This window comes from Mariniflexile maritimum (assembly GCF_009746565.1).
GTDB lineage: Bacteria > Bacteroidota > Bacteroidia > Flavobacteriales > Flavobacteriaceae > Mariniflexile > Mariniflexile maritimum.
Genome location: NZ_WRPN01000003.1, coordinates 289972 through 309427, shown reverse-complemented (window position 1 = coordinate 309427; position 19456 = coordinate 289972). Strand labels below are relative to the sequence as shown.

The window sequence follows — 19456 nt, the reverse complement described above, 5'->3', positions numbered from 1 at the left end:
GTGTTTTTTTATTGCAAAAAAGAAAAAAACAACTTTCATTTTAAATTAAAAGACATATCTTTGCACGCGAAAACCAAAATGGGTTTCACTGAATTAAAACGCATAATATTAAACATATAAGTAATGTCAATAGTTACAGGTAAAGTTGCTCAAATAGTAGGTCCCGTTATCGATGTTCAATTCGGCGCAGGTTCTGAACTTCCAAAAATTTACGATTCACTAGAAATCAAAAGGCCCGACGGTTCTTTATTGGTGCTAGAAGTACAATCTCACATTGGTGAAGATACCGTGCGTACTATTGCGATGGATTCATCCGACGGTTTAAGCAGAGGTACAGAAGTTGTGGCTACAGGCGCACCCATTCAAATGCCCATTGGTGATGATGTTTATGGGCGCTTGTTTAATGTAATTGGCGATGCTATCGATGGTCTTGGAGATTTGCCCAAGGCTGGTAATGCAGGTTTGCCAATTCACCGTCAAGCCCCAAAATTTGAAGATTTATCAACTTCTACCGAGGTATTATTTACCGGAATTAAAGTTATCGATTTAATTGAGCCTTATGCAAAAGGTGGTAAAATTGGTTTGTTCGGTGGTGCAGGCGTAGGTAAAACGGTATTGATCCAGGAGTTGATTAACAATATAGCCAAAGGCCATGGTGGACTTTCAGTGTTTGCGGGCGTTGGTGAACGAACCCGTGAGGGAAATGACCTTTTAAGGGAAATGTTGGAATCTGGCATTATTAAATACGGAAAAGATTTTATGCACTCTATGGAAGAAGGTGGATGGGATCTATCAAAAGTGGATAAAGCCGGAATGAAAGAATCGAAAGCAACCTTTGTGTTCGGACAAATGAACGAACCTCCCGGAGCACGTGCGCGTGTGGCCTTATCGGGGTTAACCATTGCCGAGTATTTCCGTGATGGTGCAGGCGAAGGCCAAGGAAAGGATGTGTTGTTCTTTGTTGATAATATTTTCCGTTTTACACAAGCGGGTTCTGAGGTATCTGCACTATTAGGCCGTATGCCATCGGCGGTAGGGTACCAACCAACATTGGCAACCGAAATGGGCGCCATGCAAGAGCGTATCACTTCAACAAAAAGAGGTTCTATTACTTCGGTGCAAGCGGTTTATGTGCCTGCCGACGATTTAACCGATCCCGCTCCTGCAACAACCTTTGCCCACTTAGATGCAACAACCGTATTATCGCGTAAAATTGCCGAGTTAGGTATTTACCCAGCGGTGGACCCGTTAGATTCTACTTCACGTATCTTAACGGCCGAAATTTTAGGAAACGACCATTACGCTTGTGCCCAACGTGTTAAAAAATTATTACAACACTATAAAGAATTACAGGATATTATCGCCATTCTTGGGATGGAAGAGCTTTCAGAAGACGATAAATTAGCGGTTGGTCGCGCAAGACGTGTACAACGTTTCTTGTCGCAACCTTTCCACGTAGCCGAACAATTTACCGGCATTCCTGGTGTACTGGTTGATATTAAAGAAACCATCAAAGGCTTTAACATGATTATGGACGGTGAGCTAGATCATCTGCCAGAAGCAGCGTTCAACCTTAAAGGTACCATTGAAGAAGCTATCGAGACCGGAGAAAAAATGCTTGCGGAAGCGTAGTATTAATTCATAATCCATAATTAAAAAAGATGTATTTAGAAATTGTATCACCTGAAGCAACCTTGTTCAGTGGCGAAGTAACCAGTGTTGCTGTACCTGGAGTGAATGGAAATTTTGAAATGTTGAACAACCACGCAGCAATAGTTTCATTGTTGAAAGAAGGGTATGTTAAGATTTCAGGAAACATTGAACTGGATGACACTGTAAAAGATAAATTTATTAAGGGCGAAAAAAACGCAACCTTATTGAAGATTAATTCTGGTACCCTTGAAATGAAAGATAATAAAATCATCATTTTAGCCGACTAGAAATTTTTATTTCAAAATCCAAACCCAAAACGCTTTACCGTGTTTTGGGTTTTTTTTATGAAATTATTTCCTAAAGATAGCGTACACCGGAAAATGATCGCTATAACCGCCTTGGTAGGTTCTGCCTACATAGGTCCTGTAAGGTGTGCCCTTAAACTTGCCCTGTGCCGTTTTCAAAAAATCTTCATCAAAAATATGGGCACTTTCATAAGCTAATGCATTGGGCGTGCTTTCAAAAAAATTAGTTGAAATGATTATTTGATCAAATAAATTCCATTGTCGGTTATGGTTGGTCGAGCCTTTGCTGAACGAGCGCAAGGTAGCCATGGCATTGTACAGATTAGAGCCCAAAACCAAACTTTTAATGCTGTTGCTTGATGGGTCGTCGTTAAAATCGCCCATCACAATAATTTTGGCTTCAGGTTTTTTTAGTTTTAAATCGGCAATAATTTCATTCACTTTCAGTGCCGAAGCCATCCGTTTTGGCTCGGTTTCCTTTTCACCTTCCCGTCTGGACGACCAATGGTTCACTAAAACAGTTATTTCTTCGCCATGCAATAAGCCGGTAACCATTAAAATATCCCTAGTATAATCGGGCAAGCCCGATTCATGGAGCAATGGTATCCGGAACACTCCAGAATGGGTAACCGTAAAGGCCTTTTTATCGTATAACAAAGCGACATCTATACCGCGCTCGTCCAGCGAGTTGTAATGTACATACCCGTAATTGCAGGGCTCTAAATGCTTGTAGTTTATTAAATCGTTTATAACCTTGGCGTTTTCAACTTCTGCAAGACCCACTAAAACAGGGTGTTTTCCTGTTTCTTTTTTCCCGATATTGGAAATGGCGAAACTTAATTTCCTAAGTTTATTGTCGTAGCGTTTTGGAGTCCATCTTTTTATTGAAATGGGTAAAAAATCGTTATCGTTACTCTTGGCATCATCATAAAAATCATATAAATTCTCAAGATTGTAAAATGCCACGGTGTACAAATCATCTTTCAATAAAAAGGCTTCGGAATAGTCACTCATAAATCAAAATTGTGGTCAAAAATATAAAAATTAAAATGGATGCAATTATGTAACTTTGCATATTACCTTAAATTTATGATAGAAAAAAAAGATGTTTCTTTAGAAAGGGCTGTTTTAATTGGCGTTGTAACTAAAGATCAAGATGAAGCAAAATCTAAAGAATATTTAGATGAATTGGAGTTTTTAACCTATACCGCAGGCGGGGAGGTAGTGAAAAGGTTCACTCAAAAAATGGAAATGCCGAATCCTAAAACATTTTTGGGAACTGGTAAAATGGAAGATGTGCGTCAATTTATTGACGAGAACGATGTTGGAACTGCTATTTTTGATGACGAACTATCGGCATCGCAAGAGCGCAATATCAGTAAAATATTAAACTGTAAAGTGCTGGACCGTACCAATTTAATACTCGATATTTTTGCGCAACGTGCCCAAACCAGTTACGCCCGAACCCAAGTGGAACTGGCACAGTGCGAATATTTGTTGCCACGGTTACGGGGTATGTGGACGCATTTGGAACGCCAAAAAGGGGGCATTGGGATGCGTGGGCCGGGGGAAACGGAAATTGAAACCGACAGGCGAATTGTGCGCGATAAAATAGCTTTACTTAAAGAAAAACTTAAAACTATCGACAGGCAAATGTCGGTACAACGTGGTAATCGGGGCGCCATGGTGCGGGTGGCTTTGGTAGGCTATACCAATGTTGGTAAATCAACCTTAATGAACGTAATTAGTAAAAGCGATGTGTTTGCTGAAAACAAATTATTTGCAACGTTGGATACCACTGTTCGGAAAGTAGTCATTCAAAACCTGCCCTTTTTGTTAAGCGATACCGTAGGTTTTATTAGAAAACTGCCCACCCAACTCGTTGAAAGTTTTAAAGGAACGCTGGATGAGGTTAGGGAAGCCGATTTATTGCTGCACGTTGTTGATATTTCCCATCCTAATTTTGAAGAACATATTGAATCGGTAAATAAAATTTTAGGTGAAATTAAATGTGCCGACAAGCCAACCATCATGGTTTTCAATAAAATTGATGCTTATAAGGCGGAACCTTTAGATTCAGATGATTTGCAAACCGAACGAACCAAGCGGCACTATTCGCTTAACGAATGGAAAAGCACCTGGATGAGCAAGATTGGTAATAATGCGCTGTTTATTTCGGCCATAAATAAAGAGAACTTAGAAGATTTTAAAAAACGTGTTTATGACGAAGTTCGCAACATTCACATAACCCGTTTTCCCTACAACAAGTTTTTATATCCCGATTATGATGAGACTTTGTAGATGAAGTTTGCGAAGAACTTAATTTGATTTTGCCTATCCTGCCATTTATTTTCTGATACCATCAAAAATGGTTTCGATATGTTCAAGCCTAAAATACGATTATACCGATTTTTGCTTGCTATGGTAACAAAAGGAATCCTTTAAATGAACGTGATCTCATCTTTTTTAAAAAAGAAATGGTTTAAGTGGGCGTTAATATGTGCTGGCTCGGTAATTGTTTTTTTTGCAATTATTTTTTGTAGCACCTTTTTGGGTTTTTTTGGGGAATTGCCTACCAAGGAAGCGTTACGTTCCATTAAGCAAGCAGAAGCGACCCAACTATTCGATAGGAACGGGAAATTAATTGGCAAATATTTTATTTATGATAGGCAACCATTGAAATTTGCCGATTTTCCCAAACCACTTATCAATGCGCTGGTTGCTACCGAAGATGCCCGTTTTTACGAGCACGATGGAGTTGATAACGTAAGTTTAGTACGTGTTTTTGTAAAAAATATCGTATTGCAAGATAAAGCGGCTGGCGGGGGTAGCACCATCACCCTGCAATTGGCTAAAAATCTTTTTGGTAGAAAGAATTATGCGCTTTTCGGTATGCTTATCAATAAATTTAAGGAAGCCATTATAGCCAAGCGTATTGAAGAAATTTATTCAAAGGAAGAAATACTAACGCTCTATTTGAATACCGTTCCGTTTCCCGATAACACCTATGGTATTGAAAGTGCAGCTCGCAAATTTTTTAATAAACCAGCGACGGCTTTAACCCACTCGGAAGCAGCAACGCTTATAGGAACATTGAAAGCGACGAGCTATTATAATCCGCGTCTTTACGCAGCGCGAAGTCAATTGCGGCGCAATGTGGTGTTCCACCAAATGCTTAAATATGGTTACATATCTGCCGATTCGGTGCAATTGCTTGCTAAACAGCATATCGTTCTAAACTATCGCTCCTTTAATCACGATGTAGGGTTGGCACCTTATTTTAGGGCAGCAGTAAAAAATGAATTGGCCGCAATTCTCGATACATTAAGAAAGCCCAATGGCGATGCCTACGATTTGTATCAAGATGGATTGAAGGTATATACAACCTTAGATTCTACCATGCAAGCCTATGCGGAAGACGCCATGAAAACACATCTTGCCGCTTTGCAAAGCATCCACGAAAAATCCTATGGAAACGCTGCTCCATGGCTAAACAAGAGGATTGTTCAGGCATCTTTACAACGGATGCCTTCTTATAAATCATTTAAAGGAGCAGGATTATCTGAATCACAAATCTTTGACTCATTGTCCGTAAAGCGAAAAACGGAATTGTTTAGGTGGACAGGTGATACGGTTCAAAATATGTCGGTTATAGATAGCTTAAAGCATTATCTCAAATTTTTAAACACGGGCATGCTTTCCATAGAACCCCAAACGGGAGCTATTCTAACCTATATTGGCGGTATTGATTTTCGGTTTTTTAAATACGACCATATTTCACAAAGCGAACGGCAGGCAGGTTCCACGTTTAAACCCATTGTTTACACGGCAGCGATTGAAAACGGTATGAAACCATGTACTTATTTTCCTTTGGCGGCGGTAACCTATACCGATTTTGATAACTGGACCCCAACAAATTCAGGTGAAACGGAAGCAGATCCGCACCTTAATTATAATTTAGAGACTGCTTTAAGCAATTCCATTAACACCATTGCAGTAAAAGTCCTTAAAGAGGTTGGCATTGAGAGCGTTATGGAACAAGCGAAAAAAATGGGTATTTCAAAAGAGTTGCCCAAACAACCGTCGCTGGCATTAGGGGTGGCAACCCTTAATTTGGAAGTATTAACGGGTGCCTATGCGAGCTACGTGAATGGGAGCAAACCCATAAAGCCTTATGCAATTACTAAAATTGAAGACAAAAACGGCCGTATAATAGCAACCTTTAAACCTAAAATTTCGCAGGAAAAAGCTTTTAGCGATTATACCCGCCAGGTCATGCTTCAAATTTTGCAGGCCACAGTCAACTCTGGAACCGCTAGTAGGTTACGCACTAAATACAACCTTCCAAACGCTCTTGCGGGAAAAACAGGAACCACCCAAAACAATAAAGATGCATGGTTTGTGGGTATTACGCCCAAATTGGTTTCGGTTTCCTGGGTCGGGAACGATAACGAAAGTATCGGGTTTAAGTCAACGGCAATAGGCCAAGGTGCTAATGCGGCATTGCCCATGTTTGCTGCGTTTTATCAAAAATTAAATGCCGATTCCCGATATGATGCGATTACCAAAAGTAAGTTCGAGGAACCTTCGGCGCAAGTGTTGGATGATTTGGATTGTGATGCAGAAAAACGCGATGGTTTTTTTAAACGAATTTTTGGCAGCAAGAAAAAAGAACGGAAATTTAATAAAGAAACTAATAAAAATGATAAGTAAGATGATGCAAAAATTACCCTATTAAGTCTATAAAAATAATAGGAATTAAAATTTGCTGATAAAAAAAAATGTTTTATTTTTGCCGAACTTTCGTTTAAAAATTACGAAAGACCAAAAAGAATAGAACCCTGAATTAAAATACCAGCGCAGTAAAAATGATAGATATTACCATAAACATTACAGATAGAGACGGTAAAAAACACCAAGTTTCAGCACCTACCGATATGGCTATGAACCTTATGGAAGTGGTACGTTCGTATGAACTTGCGCCAGAAGGTACCATTGGCGTTTGCGGTGGTATGGCTATGTGTGCCTCTTGCCAATGTTATGTTTTAAGCAATACGGAATTGCCCGAAATGAGCGATGATGAAGAAGCGATGCTCTCTGAAGCCTTTGATGTGAAGGTCAATAGCCGTTTGGGTTGCCAAATACAAATGACGCCCGATTTAAACGGCTTGGAAGTACAGCTTGCCCCCGAGTGCTAATTGGTTTTATAGCCACTTATTTTTCTGGGGCCCTCTAAAACATCTCTAACAATTTGTAAAATACCGTCGTTATTGGTATTGATTTGCCATTTTACCAAGCAAATTTCGCCATTTTCAATTTCTATGCCGGTGATGCTTCTAGGGTGCACACAACTACCATCGTTAAAATAAGCAATATCACCATGTTCTGGAAACCTGGGGCGGTGGGTATGGCCCACTATGGTAATGATATTATTGTTTTCTATGATCCATTTTTTGGTGCGCCGTTCAATCTTTATCAGTTCCTTGTAATTTTTGGCAGGTTGTGTGGGGTCTGAAATACCCATCACGTTCAAGGGTTTCCACAGAATCCTAACTAAAAACCGACTCCATTTCCAAAAGATATAGTTCCAGGCATCGGCCTGATGTCCGTGGGTTAAAAAAAGTTCCTGTCCCGTTTCGGTATGTTTTAAAATAACGCTTTCATGGTACTTGATGTTCTTAAACAATTCAACCTCTTCACCCGTTACCTTGTCGAAATAGGTTGAAAGGTGTTTTTTAACATAATTGGGGTTTCGGTAAACCATATCGTGGTTGCCCCAAAGCATGTGCAAACGGTTTTGTTTATGGAACAGTTGCATGAGCATGTACACGTTTTTATGGGCTTCAAAAATGGGTTCAAACGCTATGTTTTCCCATAGCTCATCACCGTCGCCAATTTCACAATACATAAAACCATGGTTGTAATAATGGCGAAGTGCGTGAAAATAAATGTTCCGGTTATTGGCAAAATCGTCGGCAAAACTATTGTCGCTTCTGTGGCAATCACTGAATAAAATGAATTTGCTACTATCATCAAAATCAATGATTTTTGCTTTTTTATAAGCGTTATCCAATCTTCGTTTGGTTGTAAACATAGCAGTTCTAAAGTTTTCCTAATGCCACAGGAAGGAGGCGTTCGACAAATCTGGAATAAGCAACTTCCGAAGGATGTAACCCATCGGAGGCTACCAAATTGGGTTCTAGCAATCCTTTTCGTGTGATGTCGGTAATGTAAATATAGGTAATGCCCTTTTGAGAGCAATAGGATTCAATAAAATTGTTGTAGCGGTCAATGGCTTCAGAAATGGCCTTGTTTCCCTTGCCAAAGGGTGTATAGGCATAATCTGGAATGGAAATAACGATAACGTTCTTTTTTTCTCCTTTTGCATATTGAATGGCAGCATTGGCCAACTCCGGAAACTCGTTTTGGAACATTTCAAACGGTTGGTTTTGGTATTGGTTGTTCACCCCAATAAGAAGCGTTACCAAATCGTGATCCGTGGACAAATTGGCGTTTGAGATGGCATTTTTTAACGACGACGTGGTCCATCCCGTACGGGCAACAATATTTAAAGTAACAAGTGCATTTTTTAATTTTTCGCTCATGCCTTTTTTCAATTGTTCAGGAAATCGGCAGGTTTCACATACGCTTTCGCCAATGGTATAGCTATCGCCAAGCGCAAGTATTTTTATGTTTGAAGGGTTTTGCGGCATATCGGGGTTGGGTTCGGGTTGTGGCTGTGGTTCGGGCTGCTGTGTTTCAATACCTACTATTTCGGTTTTTTCTTGTTTTGGAATCGGGTCGTTTTGGCAATTCATAAATAAACAACAAAAACAGCTTAACAGAAAATATAAGTTCTTTATCATCATAATTTTTTTTAAATAAATATACACATTTTTTGATATGAAGGTTTCTAAAAAAAAAAAGGCCTCTGTAAAAAGCCCCATTGGTTTTGGTTGTTCTAAGAAATCAATCGTTACGCAGATTGTTAAAAACAGCGTGGATTATAGGGTTGTTTGAAAATGAAAATAGGCTAAATATAAGCTGTAAATGTATCTTTTTTAAGCATTCTATCATCCTACAAGAATTTACTACGGGTTTAGTAAATAGGATAAAAAAAAACGACGCGCCTTTTATTGGAAAAAACAGACCTCACAGGTTTTTTTAACTCCTGTGAGGTCTGGAAAAAGAGCAAGTCTTAAAATACTAAATGGCTGTCATTTACTTTCGGCACAAAGGGTCTGCGCCAATGGTGCCTATCAAGCTGTTAAAATAGGCTTCCGATATTGCTTCCTTATGCCATTGCCTTACCTTTTGTAAGCGGGCTTCAATGGCCATTTCAGCAACTAAACCGGCATTGTTGGGGTTGGCAATAAATGTTTCCAAATAGGTTATTTGCGAACTGTAAAAAGCCGCATCTTTTGTTTGTTTTAGCTTCAACCGCTCTTGGTACCAGTCGCTTTTAATAATATAGTCGCGCTCAAAATACTGTCTTAATTCGGGGTCGTTAATCGCTTTGCCTTCAAAATGGCCATACGCCATGATGTGCAAAAGTATTTTTAATGGCGGAATGGCCGATGCTACACTGCCATCTTCAAAATAGCGTAAGGCCACTTTTTGCTGTGCTTCAACAATGTTGTTAATGCCGTCAACATAATCGTCCATGCCCTGTAATTCTGGTTTCAGCATTTTTTCATTGAAAACAGCATTGGGCTCATCAAACAATTTGTTCAAACATCTTAAAGAAAACCTACTGGTTATTCTGTAACCCAAACGACTTGCCAATACTTTTTTACCATGATATTCAAAATCATCTATTTTTTCAAGTGAACCATCTTCAATAAGTAATTTTGGGTCGCGGTCTTTTTCATCCAAACGCGCCCAAATTTCGGGAATCAATAAACTAATGTCGTGGTCCACTTTATTTTCGGCCCCTACATAGCCCGCCGCGGTACTAAATGCATTCGATTCTGTTAAAATATGCGATAATAGTGCATTGTTTAAATCGGTTGTGGGCGTTAACATGTTGAAAGGGCCTTTTGTTAAAGCTCCCTCAGAGCCCGCACCGGTGGTTGATGGTGATTTACCGGTAAGGCTACAAATAAAATCCATGAACAGTTCGGGCGTTTCTTGGTAATGTATAGGGTTATAAACCGCCAAAGGACGGATGCCCGCTTTTTTATCAACGGGGTTGTTTCTTCTGCCCGGTAAAACGGCATTGACCACATGGATTACGGGGTCTTCCGATTTTATTTTTCGGTATAATCGCACCCCTATTTCACCTAAATAACTCGCTTCCGTTTCGTTTATAAAAATGTTTTTTTCTAAATAACGCGGGTTTTTGGTGGGTTCGCCATCAACAATGCGGGTGTGCGAAGGCAAACAAAAATACTCTTCTTCATTTTCGCTGTTAACCATGCTTAAAATAAGGTCTTTAACAGGTTGGGTGTATTTATCGAAATTAATGGTGTCTTCGTAAATTTTGATGGCATCCTTTTTTGTAAGCAGCTCATAATTGGTTAGGAAGGTATCTGGTGAAACGATATCGCGTTCGGCACCTTCATCATAGCCTCTAATGATGGCTTCGTCGGGCCTTTGGAACAGATAGCTTTCGCAGTTGGCAACCACTTTAAAACTCGCATTTTTTAATTCTGGATTTAAGTTTTTGAATTGGCTTCGAGGTAAAGTGATGGATGCGGAAATGTCATCTTCCATTTGTATTTTTTGGCTCGCTGAAAAATCGGATCGCAATTTATTGAGCAACCAACGCCCTTCTTGGTTAAAGCCAATGCGCACATAGCTACCAACCACGGGGTTGTTAAAGTAATTAAGTCCGGTGCCTTTTTGGCCATTTATGATATCAACCGACATGCAGTCTTTCCAGTTTAACGAGTCGTAATCCTGTCGGTACAAACGCTTCACAAAAAGCACCAACGAGCGAATGTGAACGGGTATGTTTTTTACAAATTGGTTGTATTCATCGCTATATTCGTCTAAAGGCTGCAATAAGCGTACAGCAGAACCTAAGGTTCGTTTCGGGCTCAAAAACGGTTCGGATGGTGGTAACGTTGGGTCGTAATGTTTCCAGCGTTTTGAATAATCGTATTCGATAATTTCATCGGCTTTTTTAAAATCGGCATCAATGTCAATTACGTTAAAAGCGCTATATGTAATCGCATTTAGCATCGATTTTGAGATTTCCGATTTTCCGCCACCGGAAACCGTACACGGTTTATGGCAAAAAGTGCCTTCGGGTGCGGTGTTTACGATGCGCCACAACGAAATGGCTTTATGTTTTTCCAGTTTGAATTTATTGCCCGTGGGGTGGATGTACGTTTTATTGGGCGATAAGGTTAATTTTTGTTCTTGGTTATTGTGAGTCCAAGTGATGCTGTTGGTATTTGTGTTTATGTAGGCATTCTCTGGAATATAAACTAAATTAGGATAGTTTTTGTCGATGGCATAATTTTCGGGTTTTAGGTCTATCCGGTCGCCCAGTAATGTTTTTACATCCTCAAACATAAAACGGTTGTCGAATTTTTTAGTGAAAGTAGCACCATCAACAATATCGCCCATAACACCACGTGGATAGGCAATGGCACCGCCAGAGTGTTCTTCTTCAACCAACCCAAATAAATTGGCTGAATAACTTATTTGTGTTTTAATTTCCTTTTTGGAATAGCCAAAATAATTATCGGCAATAATGGTAACCACCACGCCACGGTCGTCTCTACAGGTTACTTTAAACGCACCGCCATCGTTGTATAGTTCGTTGTCTTTTTTCCAGCACATGCCTTCGCTTTTTTGGCGGTCTGTTGCTTGATCCCAGTGTGGTAGGCCCACCTCTTTTTTGGTAAGTGTTTTTAATTGAGGGGCTAAAATGATGCAACCGGTATGCCCTGTCCAATGTTCGGTATCTAAGGCCGCATCGTTTTGCGCTAAATTGGGGTCGCCGGCATTACCGAAAATAGATTCCACAAAATCCAGATTACTTACTAAACTTCCTGGGGCGAAAAAGCGCACTTCCATACTTTTTTTGGAAATAACCCCTTTTACCTCGGGGCAAACCATAGGACGTAATAACAGGGATACCATTAATTTGGCCTGATCTTTTTGGTTGGCTGTAAACGGTAAGGTTTTTAGCGCATCCGACGGATTGAAAGCAGCATTTAAAAAGTGGGCAAAAGCAATTTTTGGCACTTCCTTTTTATCCAATGGTACGGGCAAAGGGCCTTCAACGATATGAAAGGTGCCTTTGGTAGTCCGTTTATCGTTAATGGGGTTATTTAAGATGCCTTGTTTTATGCGGTGCGATATTATATCGTCACTTTTAAAACTATTTCCATTGGGAGGCAAACTAATTTCGCGGGCATGACCTTTTTGGGTTAATATAAGCGTGTTGTTTGGTAATGCATACGGTTTGTTAAAATCCAATTCTTTTAAATAATCATTTAAGAAATTTTGGATACGCGCATCGGCTGGTGCCAAGTGTTGCGACAACAATCGCGATTTTTCCTTAAAACCCTTAATTAGTCCGTTGGTTAAAGTTTGAAATTTTGGGTTACAAAATTTAACGGAATCATCCTCATGGTCCTGAAAAAGCGGTTGCCCTAGGGCGGCCAATTGAAGATTGATGTACTGAACGGTGTCTTTTCTGCTTTGGTTGGTGGTATCGTTTGTTATTTTGCTGCTGTTTTCCATTTGAAGATTAATTAGATGCTGTGGTTGAAATTTTCCTGTTTTCCATTGGGACGTGCCAAAATTACTCGCTGCGGTTTTTAATAAAGATGATATTTGTCATACGTTACTTTTTTATAGGATTGATTCTGAACGATAAATGCTGTGCAATTGCTTAAAAAAGACAACTTGTTGAACGATTTTTACATCAAATTATTCCATATTGCTTCATTTTATTTAAAAGCATTTAAGCCCGTTACGTCCATGCCGGTTATTAATAAATGAATATCATGTGTGCCTTCATAAGTAATCACGCTTTCAAGGTTCATGGCATGCCGCATAATGGAATAATCGCCCGTTATGCCCATGGCTCCCAGCATTTGGCGTGCTTCCCTAGCAATTTGTATGGCCATGGCAACATTGTTTCGTTTTGCCATGGATATTTGTGCCGAGGTTGCTTTGTTCTCGTTTTTTAAAACGCCTAAGCGCCAAGTTAAAAGTTGCGCTTTGGTTATTTCGGTAATCATTTCTGCCAATTTTTTTTGTTGCAGTTGAAATTGCCCAATAGGTTTTCCGAATTGCTGGCGTTCTTTACAATATCTAAGCGCGGTATCATAGCAATCCATGGCAGCACCCATAGCGCCCCACGCAATGCCATAGCGTGCAGCATCCAAACAACTAAGTGCAGCACCCAAACCCGATTTGTTGGGCAATATATTTTCTTTGGGCACTTTTACATTATCGAAAATGAGTTCGCCCGTGGCACTCGCGCGCAACGACCATTTGTTATGGGTTTCGGGGGTTGTAAACCCTTCCATACCGCGTTCTACAAGTAGGCCATGAATGCGCCCGGTTTCATCTTTGGCCCAAACCACGGCCACTTGTGCAAAAGGTGCATTGCTAATCCACATTTTGGCACCGTTCAATAAAAAATGGTCGCCTTTGTCCATAAAATGAGTTTTCATGGCTGCGGGGTTACTGCCATGGTCGGGTTCGGTTAAGCCAAAACACCCCATCCATTCGCCGGTTGCCAATTTGGGCAGGTATTTTTGGCGTTGGGCTTCGCTTCCATAGTTCCAAATAGGGTACATTACTAGCGATGATTGCACCGAGGCCGTACTGCGAATGCCCGAGTCGCCGCGTTCCATTTCCTGCATAATCAACCCATACGATATTTGGTCCAGGCCAGCACCGCCATATTCCACAGGAATGTAGGAACCAAAAGCGCCAACCTCGGCTAGACCGCTTATTAATTGTTTTGGAAATTCGGCTTTTTGGGCATAGTCTTCAATAATGGGCGATAGGTGGCGTTTTACCCAAGTTCTGGCGGTGTTTCTAACCAGTTTATGCTCATCGGTTAGCAGTTCGTCAACAAGGTAATAATCGGGGGCTTCAAATGCATCTGGTTTCATGGGCTTAAAGGCTTTTTGGTATCACTAATCTAACAAATTCAGCATGGTTCGTTACATTTTCAAGTAGAAATCTTTGGTTAAATGGATATAATCTTGGGTGTATTGGTGGCGTTCGGTTTCAATAATTAATTCCTTCATTTCAATAGCGCTTTCGCGGAAGGATACTTCCAAAAGGCTACGCTTCACTTCCGAAGTTGGGGTTCCTTTTACATGCAAAATCCTGTTGGGAAATAAGTTGAAACGGGAAGCAATGGTGAGAAACCTAGTTTCTTCCTTAAAAGGGATAATTGCCGAAAATATGCCTTCATCCGACAATAATTTTGAAACGCCCGCAATTAAGTGCTCAAAAGGCATGGCATCATTGAAACGTGCCAGATCGCGCTGATGGTTTTTTGGTTTATAATCTTCCGAATAAAACGGTGGATTTGAAATTATTAAATCGTATCTATCTTCAATTTCGTCAACAAATTCTTGTAATGAGGCATGGTAACAAAACAAGCGGTCGCCCCAGGGTGATGCTTCAAAGTTTTCCACACATTGTTCGTAGGCATCGGCATCTATTTCAATAGCATCAATTATTTCGATAGCTATCGGCACCGCAGCGCTACGTTGTGCCAAAATAAGGGCCAAAATGCCTGTGCCCGCGCCAATATCGAGTATGGAAAACGGGTTTTTATCCAAAGATGTCCATGCGCCCAACAAAACGGCATCGGTGCCAATTTTCATGGCGCATTGGTGTTGGTTTATGGAAAATTCCTTGAAAACAAATGGATGGTTTGACATGTGTTTTTGTTAAAAAATGATAAAATATGCTAAAGTGTGTTAAAATATAAAATTTTAGGTTCTAAACCCAGTTATGTAATCGTATATATAGTGAAATAGGGAAAATAATTAAAACGGATAGCTATGGAACATTTAAGAAAATTAAATAATTTATTGAACATGAATTATGAGATAGAGCAAATATACTTAGGGGCACTTGAAAATGTAACGGATAATAATTTAAAATCATTTTTTAGGGCTCAAGGTTATAAAAGGCACCAATTTGGCAAGGATTTAAGCGCGGAAATTGAAAAATTTGGCGGTAAGGTTACACACTCGGGGTCCAGAAGCAACCATCTTTATAAAATAGATGTAAATTTTAGAAACATCGTGCTGATGGAAAATGAGAGCGATGTGCTTGATGAAGTTTATAGAATAAAGCAATTGAACATTGAGCACTATAATGATTTACTGAGGGAAATGAACATGCCCTTATCTGTTTGCAAATTATTGGTTAAACAAAGAGACGCCATTGAAACCGCTATGCATGCCATGAAGCGGCACGAGGCCAATGTAGCTTGATACTCCGCTAAAAGGAACCCAATTAAAAGAGAACAAAAACTTTTTAATCACTTAGTTTTTGGAGCAAATTTCGCCCAAAATCCATAAGTAGTCCATGCGGTTTTCAATAAAGTCCCTGTCTGAAATATCAATAATCTTTACGTTAAAATCGGTTTGGGTCTTTAAAAACTCCAAATAGCCGGTGTTTATTTTTTCTAGGTAATCGTTTTCAATATTTTGTTCGTAATCGCGCCCCCGTTTTTTAATATTGGCCTGTAAACTTTCGGTATTTTGGTACAAATACACATATAAATCGGGTTTGCGCAAGTCTTTGTACATAAGGTAGAACAGTTTACGGTAGAGCTTAAACTCATCTTCCTGCAAGGTTACTTTTGAAAATATAAGCGATTTAAACACATCGTAATCGCTCACTATGAAATCCTTAAACAAATCGAGTTGCGATAAATCGTCGCTAATTTGTTGGTAGCGATCGGCCAAAAACGACATTTCCAAAGGAAAGGCGTAACGTGCTGCGTCGTTATAGAACTTGGGCAAAAACGGGTTGTCTGCAAAACGTTCCAAAATAAGTTTTGCATTAAATTCGTGGGCTATTTTAGTGGCTAGACTGGTTTTTCCGGCACCAATATTTCCTTCAATGGCGATGTAGCTTAATTTTGAGAAATCGTAGGCTTTACTTGGGTTTTTTAACCAAATGTTTATGGGTTCCAACACACTGGTATCGGTGCAAGTTTCCAATAAATTGGCAACGTTTTCCCCTAATGTTGGATGCTTTAAAGTGGGTGCCACATCATTCAATGGCATTAAAACAAACAAGCGTTTCTGCATGTCTTGATGCGGTACTTGAAGTGTTTGGGTGTGAATGATGCTGTCTTCAACAAAAATAATATCCAGGTCGATGGTTCGGGCTTCGTATTGGGCTGTTCCTGTTCTTACACGCCCTAAACGGGTTTCAATGGCCAGTAATTCTTGAAGCACGGTTTCTGGTTGCAAATCGCTTTCAACAACCAAACAGGCGTTAAAAAAATCGTCGCTTTCAAAACCAAGAGCAGGCGATTTGTACACTTTTGAAATACGCGATATCGTGCCTATTTTCAAATATATTAAATCGATAGCCTCCTGCAGATTTTTAAATTTATCGCCTTTGTTGCTTCCTAATGCTATGTAAAACGTTTTTGCCTGTGCCATAAGTAGTGGCAAAATAAGTAAAACTAATGCTAATCTTTTAAGTTTTTAAAGTGTATTTATTCACAATTTATGGGGCATTGTATTTATTTAAAACTATAAATGGGTGTTAATTTTTAACATTTCAGCATCCTTTTGGTTACTTTTGTTCGTATATTTTCACAAAGTTACTCTATGAAAAAAGCGCTTAAAATTTCTGGAATCTCCCTGCTTATCGTCATCATTCTTCTTATTGCGGCACCTTTCGTGTTCCAATCGCAAATTAAGGATATGGTAAAACGGTTTATTAACCAAAACCTAAATGCGCAGGTAGAGTTTAGCGATGTGAGCTTAAGTTTTATAAAAGGGTTTCCTAAGGCACACGTTACCGTTAGCGATTTGGCCATTACCAATTTTGAACCGTTTAAGGGCGATACCTTGGTGAGCGCCAAAAAAATAGCCTTTACCATGTCGGTCAAGGAATTGTTTAAAAAAGCCGATGACCCCATCATTGTAAATTCCATTACCGCCGATGCCATTTTGTTGAATTTAAAAACCAATACCGCAGGGAAAACCAACTACGACATTACGAAGGAAAAGGATAACGCTTCCGCCGAAACCCCCAGCAGTTTTGCGTTCGACATTCAGGATTATCAAATTCAAAATAGCACCATTAACTATTTAGATGATGCATCGAAACTGTATTTCAGGATTTCTGAATTCAACCATGAAGGAAAGGGCACGTTTTCAGCTGAAAAATCGGAATTGGACACCAAAAGTCAAGCCAAGGTAAGTTTTACCATGGATAGTACCAATTACTTAAACAACAACCCAATAAAGTTGGACGCGCTTATTGGTTTGGATCTGGCAAACAGCAAATACACGTTTAAGGAAAACAAAGGCTTTGTAAACCAATTGCCCATAAAATTCAACGGTTTTGTGCAACTGCTTGAAGACGGACAAGATGTTGATATTACGTTTGAAAACCCCGAATCGTCCTTTAAAAACTTTTTGGCGGTGATTCCGGAAAGCTATTCAAAAAACATAGAAAATGTTGAAACTACGGGCGATTTCAAAATAAAGGGCATCATAAAAGGCAAAGTAACCGATGCAACCATTCCTACACTGGATATTAGCATCAAATCGAACAATGCGTCCTTTAAATATCCCGACTTGCCAAAGCGTGTTGAAAACATCATTATCGACACCGAAATTAAAAACGAAACGGGGAAAACCGATGATACCTATATCGCCATAAACACCTTGAATTTTAAAATTGACCAAGATGTTTTTAAGTCGTCTGCAACCCTAAAAAACATTATGGGCAACATGTTGGTAAATGCCGATATTGATGGTGTTATCAATTTGGCAAACATCGCAAAAGTATATCCTGTTGATTTTAAAACCCCGTTAACAGGTATTTTAAAAGCCAAGGTTAATACCGCTTTTGATATGGATGCTGTTGAAAAAAATGCCTATGAGCGCATAAAAATAAGCGGAAACACCAGCCTTGATAATTTTAAATACACTTCGGATGCTTTTAAAAATCCGCTCGAAATTGCCTCCGCTGCCATTACCTTTAACCCCGGCACTATTTCATTAAACACGTTTAATGCGAAAACCGGCAAAAGCGATATGCATGCTACGGGCACCATTAAAAATCTATTAGGGTTCATGTTTAGCAACAAAACCTTGCAGGGTAATTTTAATTTAGACTCGAACACGTTTGCTGTAAACGATTTTATGAGTGATGACGCTTCTGCGGAAAACAAGACCCATGCCACCAAAAAAACCTCAACAACAAAACCTGCCGCTTTAAAAATACCTGCCTTTTTAGATTGTACCATAAACGCGCAGGCCAACACCGTGCTTTACGATAATTTACAGCTTAAAAATGCCAAAGGTGTATTGGTTATTAAAGATGAACAAGTGCACTTGCAAAATTTTACAACTAATTTGTTTGATGGCAAATTGGCGGTTTCAGGAATGGTTTCAACAAAAACCAACACGCTCACATTTAACATGGATTTGGATATCAACAGTTTCGATATAGCCAAATCGTTTATGGGCATGGAGCTTTTTCAAAAATTGGCCCCTTTAGCGAAAGTGATTCAAGGGAAATTAAACACCACATTGCGTTTGAAAGGCAATTTAACCGATGATTTTACGCCCAACCTGAACAGCTTGTCGGGTAATGCATTTGCAGAAATTCTATCTTCTGCGGTAAATCCATCAAATGCGGAAATATTGAACAAACTGGGGAATTCCTTGAATTTCATCGATTTCAAAAAAATAAATTTAAACGATTTAAAAACAAAACTTGAATTTAACAATGGAAAAGTTAGCGTAAAACCGTTCCATATTAAATACCAAGATATTGATATTGAAGTTGCCGGAGCTCATGGCTTCGACCAAACCATGGCCTATAATGCCGTGTTTAACGTGCCAGCAAAATATTTGGGCACAGAAGTTGCCAACCTGATTGCGAAAATAGATGATGTTTCGGCCAAAAACCTTACCATTCCCGTAACGGCAAACATTACCGGGTCTTACACGAGCCCTTCTGTAAAAACCGATTTAACAAGCGGGGTTTCAAACTTAACCAAACAACTGGTTGAAATACAAAAGCAAAAATTGCTCAATCAGGGCAAAGACAAGGTAAATAGTATGTTGGGCGATTTAATTTCTGGCAATAAGGCTAAAAAAGATTCTACTTCAACAGCGCAAAGCAATGCTGTAAAAGATGTTATTGGAGGCATTATGGGCGGTAACAAAACCAAAACCGATTCTACCAAAACCAAAACAAATACGCAAACTAAAGATGCCGTAAAAAATGTATTGGGCGGTTTATTGGGCGGTAAGAAAAAGGCAAAGGACAGCGTTAAATAGCCCGTTGTAAGATAT

14 protein-coding genes are annotated in these 19456 nt (G+C 39.5%); 7 read left to right on the top strand and 7 right to left on the bottom strand.

The features are described 5' to 3' along the window. Positions 1 to 123: 123 nt before the first annotated feature. Complete coding sequence (gene atpD / locus GQO80_RS06680) at positions 124 to 1632, top strand: F0F1 ATP synthase subunit beta (RefSeq protein ID WP_157207561.1); 1509 nt, start codon at positions 124 to 126, stop codon at positions 1630 to 1632. A gap of 29 nt (positions 1633 to 1661) precedes the next feature. Next, the gene (locus tag GQO80_RS06675) at positions 1662 to 1940 is read left to right on the top strand and encodes a F0F1 ATP synthase subunit epsilon (protein WP_157207560.1); all 279 of its coding nucleotides are present in this window, start codon (positions 1662 to 1664) and stop codon (positions 1938 to 1940) included. A 63-nt stretch (positions 1941 to 2003) separates the two neighbouring features. Here the strand turns inward: GQO80_RS06675 and GQO80_RS06670 are convergent, their stop codons facing one another. After that, complete coding sequence (locus tag GQO80_RS06670) at positions 2004 to 2972, bottom strand: endonuclease/exonuclease/phosphatase family protein (protein ID WP_157207559.1); 969 nt, start codon at positions 2970 to 2972, stop codon at positions 2004 to 2006. Between the two features lie 75 nt (positions 2973 to 3047). On the opposite strand from GQO80_RS06670, the gene hflX reads away from it, so the two are divergent. The 3 genes from hflX to GQO80_RS06655 all read left to right on the top strand — a co-directional run bounded on the left by hflX (position 3048) and on the right by GQO80_RS06655 (position 7156). Then, a complete protein-coding gene (gene hflX, locus GQO80_RS06665) occupies positions 3048 to 4259 on the top strand; it encodes a GTPase HflX (RefSeq protein ID WP_157207558.1) in 1212 nt (403 codons plus the stop codon). Between the two features lie 144 nt (positions 4260 to 4403). Beyond that, positions 4404 to 6671, top strand: a complete 2268-nt coding sequence (locus GQO80_RS06660; protein WP_157207557.1) for a transglycosylase domain-containing protein — start codon at positions 4404 to 4406, stop codon at positions 6669 to 6671. 155 nt (positions 6672 to 6826) lie between these two features. Next, positions 6827 to 7156 (top strand): 2Fe-2S iron-sulfur cluster-binding family protein, encoded by a 330-nt coding sequence (locus tag GQO80_RS06655; protein ID WP_157207556.1) that lies wholly within the window; start codon positions 6827 to 6829, stop codon positions 7154 to 7156. On the opposite strand, the gene GQO80_RS06650 is transcribed toward GQO80_RS06655, so the two are convergent. From GQO80_RS06650 to GQO80_RS06630, 5 genes are all read right to left on the bottom strand, one after another. Then, positions 7153 to 8052, bottom strand: a complete 900-nt coding sequence (locus GQO80_RS06650; protein WP_157207555.1) for a metallophosphoesterase family protein — start codon at positions 8050 to 8052, stop codon at positions 7153 to 7155. The two genes, GQO80_RS06655 and GQO80_RS06650, sit on opposite strands and share 4 nt — an antisense overlap. A 7-nt stretch (positions 8053 to 8059) precedes the next feature. After that, entirely contained in the window at positions 8060 to 8776 is a 717-nt protein-coding gene (locus tag GQO80_RS06645) for an SGNH/GDSL hydrolase family protein (RefSeq protein WP_157207554.1), read from the bottom strand. 403 nt (positions 8777 to 9179) lie between these two features. Beyond that, entirely contained in the window at positions 9180 to 12659 is a 3480-nt protein-coding gene (locus tag GQO80_RS06640; protein WP_157207553.1) for a hypothetical protein, read from the bottom strand. 209 nt (positions 12660 to 12868) lie between these two features. Further along, positions 12869 to 14047, bottom strand: a complete 1179-nt coding sequence (locus GQO80_RS06635) for an acyl-CoA dehydrogenase family protein (RefSeq protein ID WP_157207552.1) — start codon at positions 14045 to 14047, stop codon at positions 12869 to 12871. 51 nt (positions 14048 to 14098) lie between these two features. Further along, positions 14099 to 14830: a tRNA1(Val) (adenine(37)-N6)-methyltransferase gene (locus GQO80_RS06630; protein WP_157207551.1), complete on the bottom strand. Its 732-nt coding sequence runs from the start codon at positions 14828 to 14830 to the stop codon at positions 14099 to 14101. A 123-nt stretch (positions 14831 to 14953) separates the two neighbouring features. Between GQO80_RS06630 and GQO80_RS06625 the strand changes: the two genes are divergently transcribed. Beyond that, entirely contained in the window at positions 14954 to 15391 is a 438-nt protein-coding gene (locus GQO80_RS06625; RefSeq protein WP_157207550.1) for a DUF2383 domain-containing protein, read from the top strand. Between the two features lie 51 nt (positions 15392 to 15442). Here GQO80_RS06625 and folK read toward each other — a convergent pair whose 3' ends face one another. After that, positions 15443 to 16576 carry a 2-amino-4-hydroxy-6-hydroxymethyldihydropteridine diphosphokinase gene (gene folK / locus GQO80_RS06620; RefSeq protein WP_157207549.1) on the bottom strand — a complete coding sequence of 378 codons (1134 nt, stop codon included), beginning with the start codon at positions 16574 to 16576 and terminating at the stop codon, positions 15443 to 15445. A gap of 171 nt (positions 16577 to 16747) precedes the next feature. Between folK and GQO80_RS06615 the strand changes: the two genes are divergently transcribed. Then, positions 16748 to 19441, top strand: coding sequence for an AsmA-like C-terminal region-containing protein (locus tag GQO80_RS06615; protein WP_157207548.1), 2694 nt, complete (start codon positions 16748 to 16750; stop codon positions 19439 to 19441). The last annotated feature ends 15 nt before the right edge of the window (positions 19442 to 19456 follow it).

Coding starts and splice junctions, on each gene's coding strand:
- atpD (WP_157207561.1), top strand. CDS start 124: ATGTCAATAGTTACAGGTAAAGTTGCTCAAATAGTAGGTCCCGTTATC.
- GQO80_RS06675 (WP_157207560.1), top strand. CDS start 1,662: ATGTATTTAGAAATTGTATCACCTGAAGCAACCTTGTTCAGTGGCGAA.
- GQO80_RS06670 (WP_157207559.1), bottom strand. CDS start 2,972: ATGAGTGACTATTCCGAAGCCTTTTTATTGAAAGATGATTTGTACACC.
- hflX (WP_157207558.1), top strand. CDS start 3,048: ATGATAGAAAAAAAAGATGTTTCTTTAGAAAGGGCTGTTTTAATTGGC.
- GQO80_RS06660 (WP_157207557.1), top strand. CDS start 4,404: ATGAACGTGATCTCATCTTTTTTAAAAAAGAAATGGTTTAAGTGGGCG.
- GQO80_RS06655 (WP_157207556.1), top strand. CDS start 6,827: ATGATAGATATTACCATAAACATTACAGATAGAGACGGTAAAAAACAC.
- GQO80_RS06650 (WP_157207555.1), bottom strand. CDS start 8,052: ATGTTTACAACCAAACGAAGATTGGATAACGCTTATAAAAAAGCAAAA.
- GQO80_RS06645 (WP_157207554.1), bottom strand. CDS start 8,776: ATGAATTGCCAAAACGACCCGATTCCAAAACAAGAAAAAACCGAAATA.
- GQO80_RS06640 (WP_157207553.1), bottom strand. CDS start 12,659: ATGGAAAACAGCAGCAAAATAACAAACGATACCACCAACCAAAGCAGA.
- GQO80_RS06635 (WP_157207552.1), bottom strand. CDS start 14,047: ATGAAACCAGATGCATTTGAAGCCCCCGATTATTACCTTGTTGACGAA.
- GQO80_RS06630 (WP_157207551.1), bottom strand. CDS start 14,830: ATGTCAAACCATCCATTTGTTTTCAAGGAATTTTCCATAAACCAACAC.
- GQO80_RS06625 (WP_157207550.1), top strand. CDS start 14,954: ATGGAACATTTAAGAAAATTAAATAATTTATTGAACATGAATTATGAG.
- folK (WP_157207549.1), bottom strand. CDS start 16,576: ATGGCACAGGCAAAAACGTTTTACATAGCATTAGGAAGCAACAAAGGC.
- GQO80_RS06615 (WP_157207548.1), top strand. CDS start 16,748: ATGAAAAAAGCGCTTAAAATTTCTGGAATCTCCCTGCTTATCGTCATC.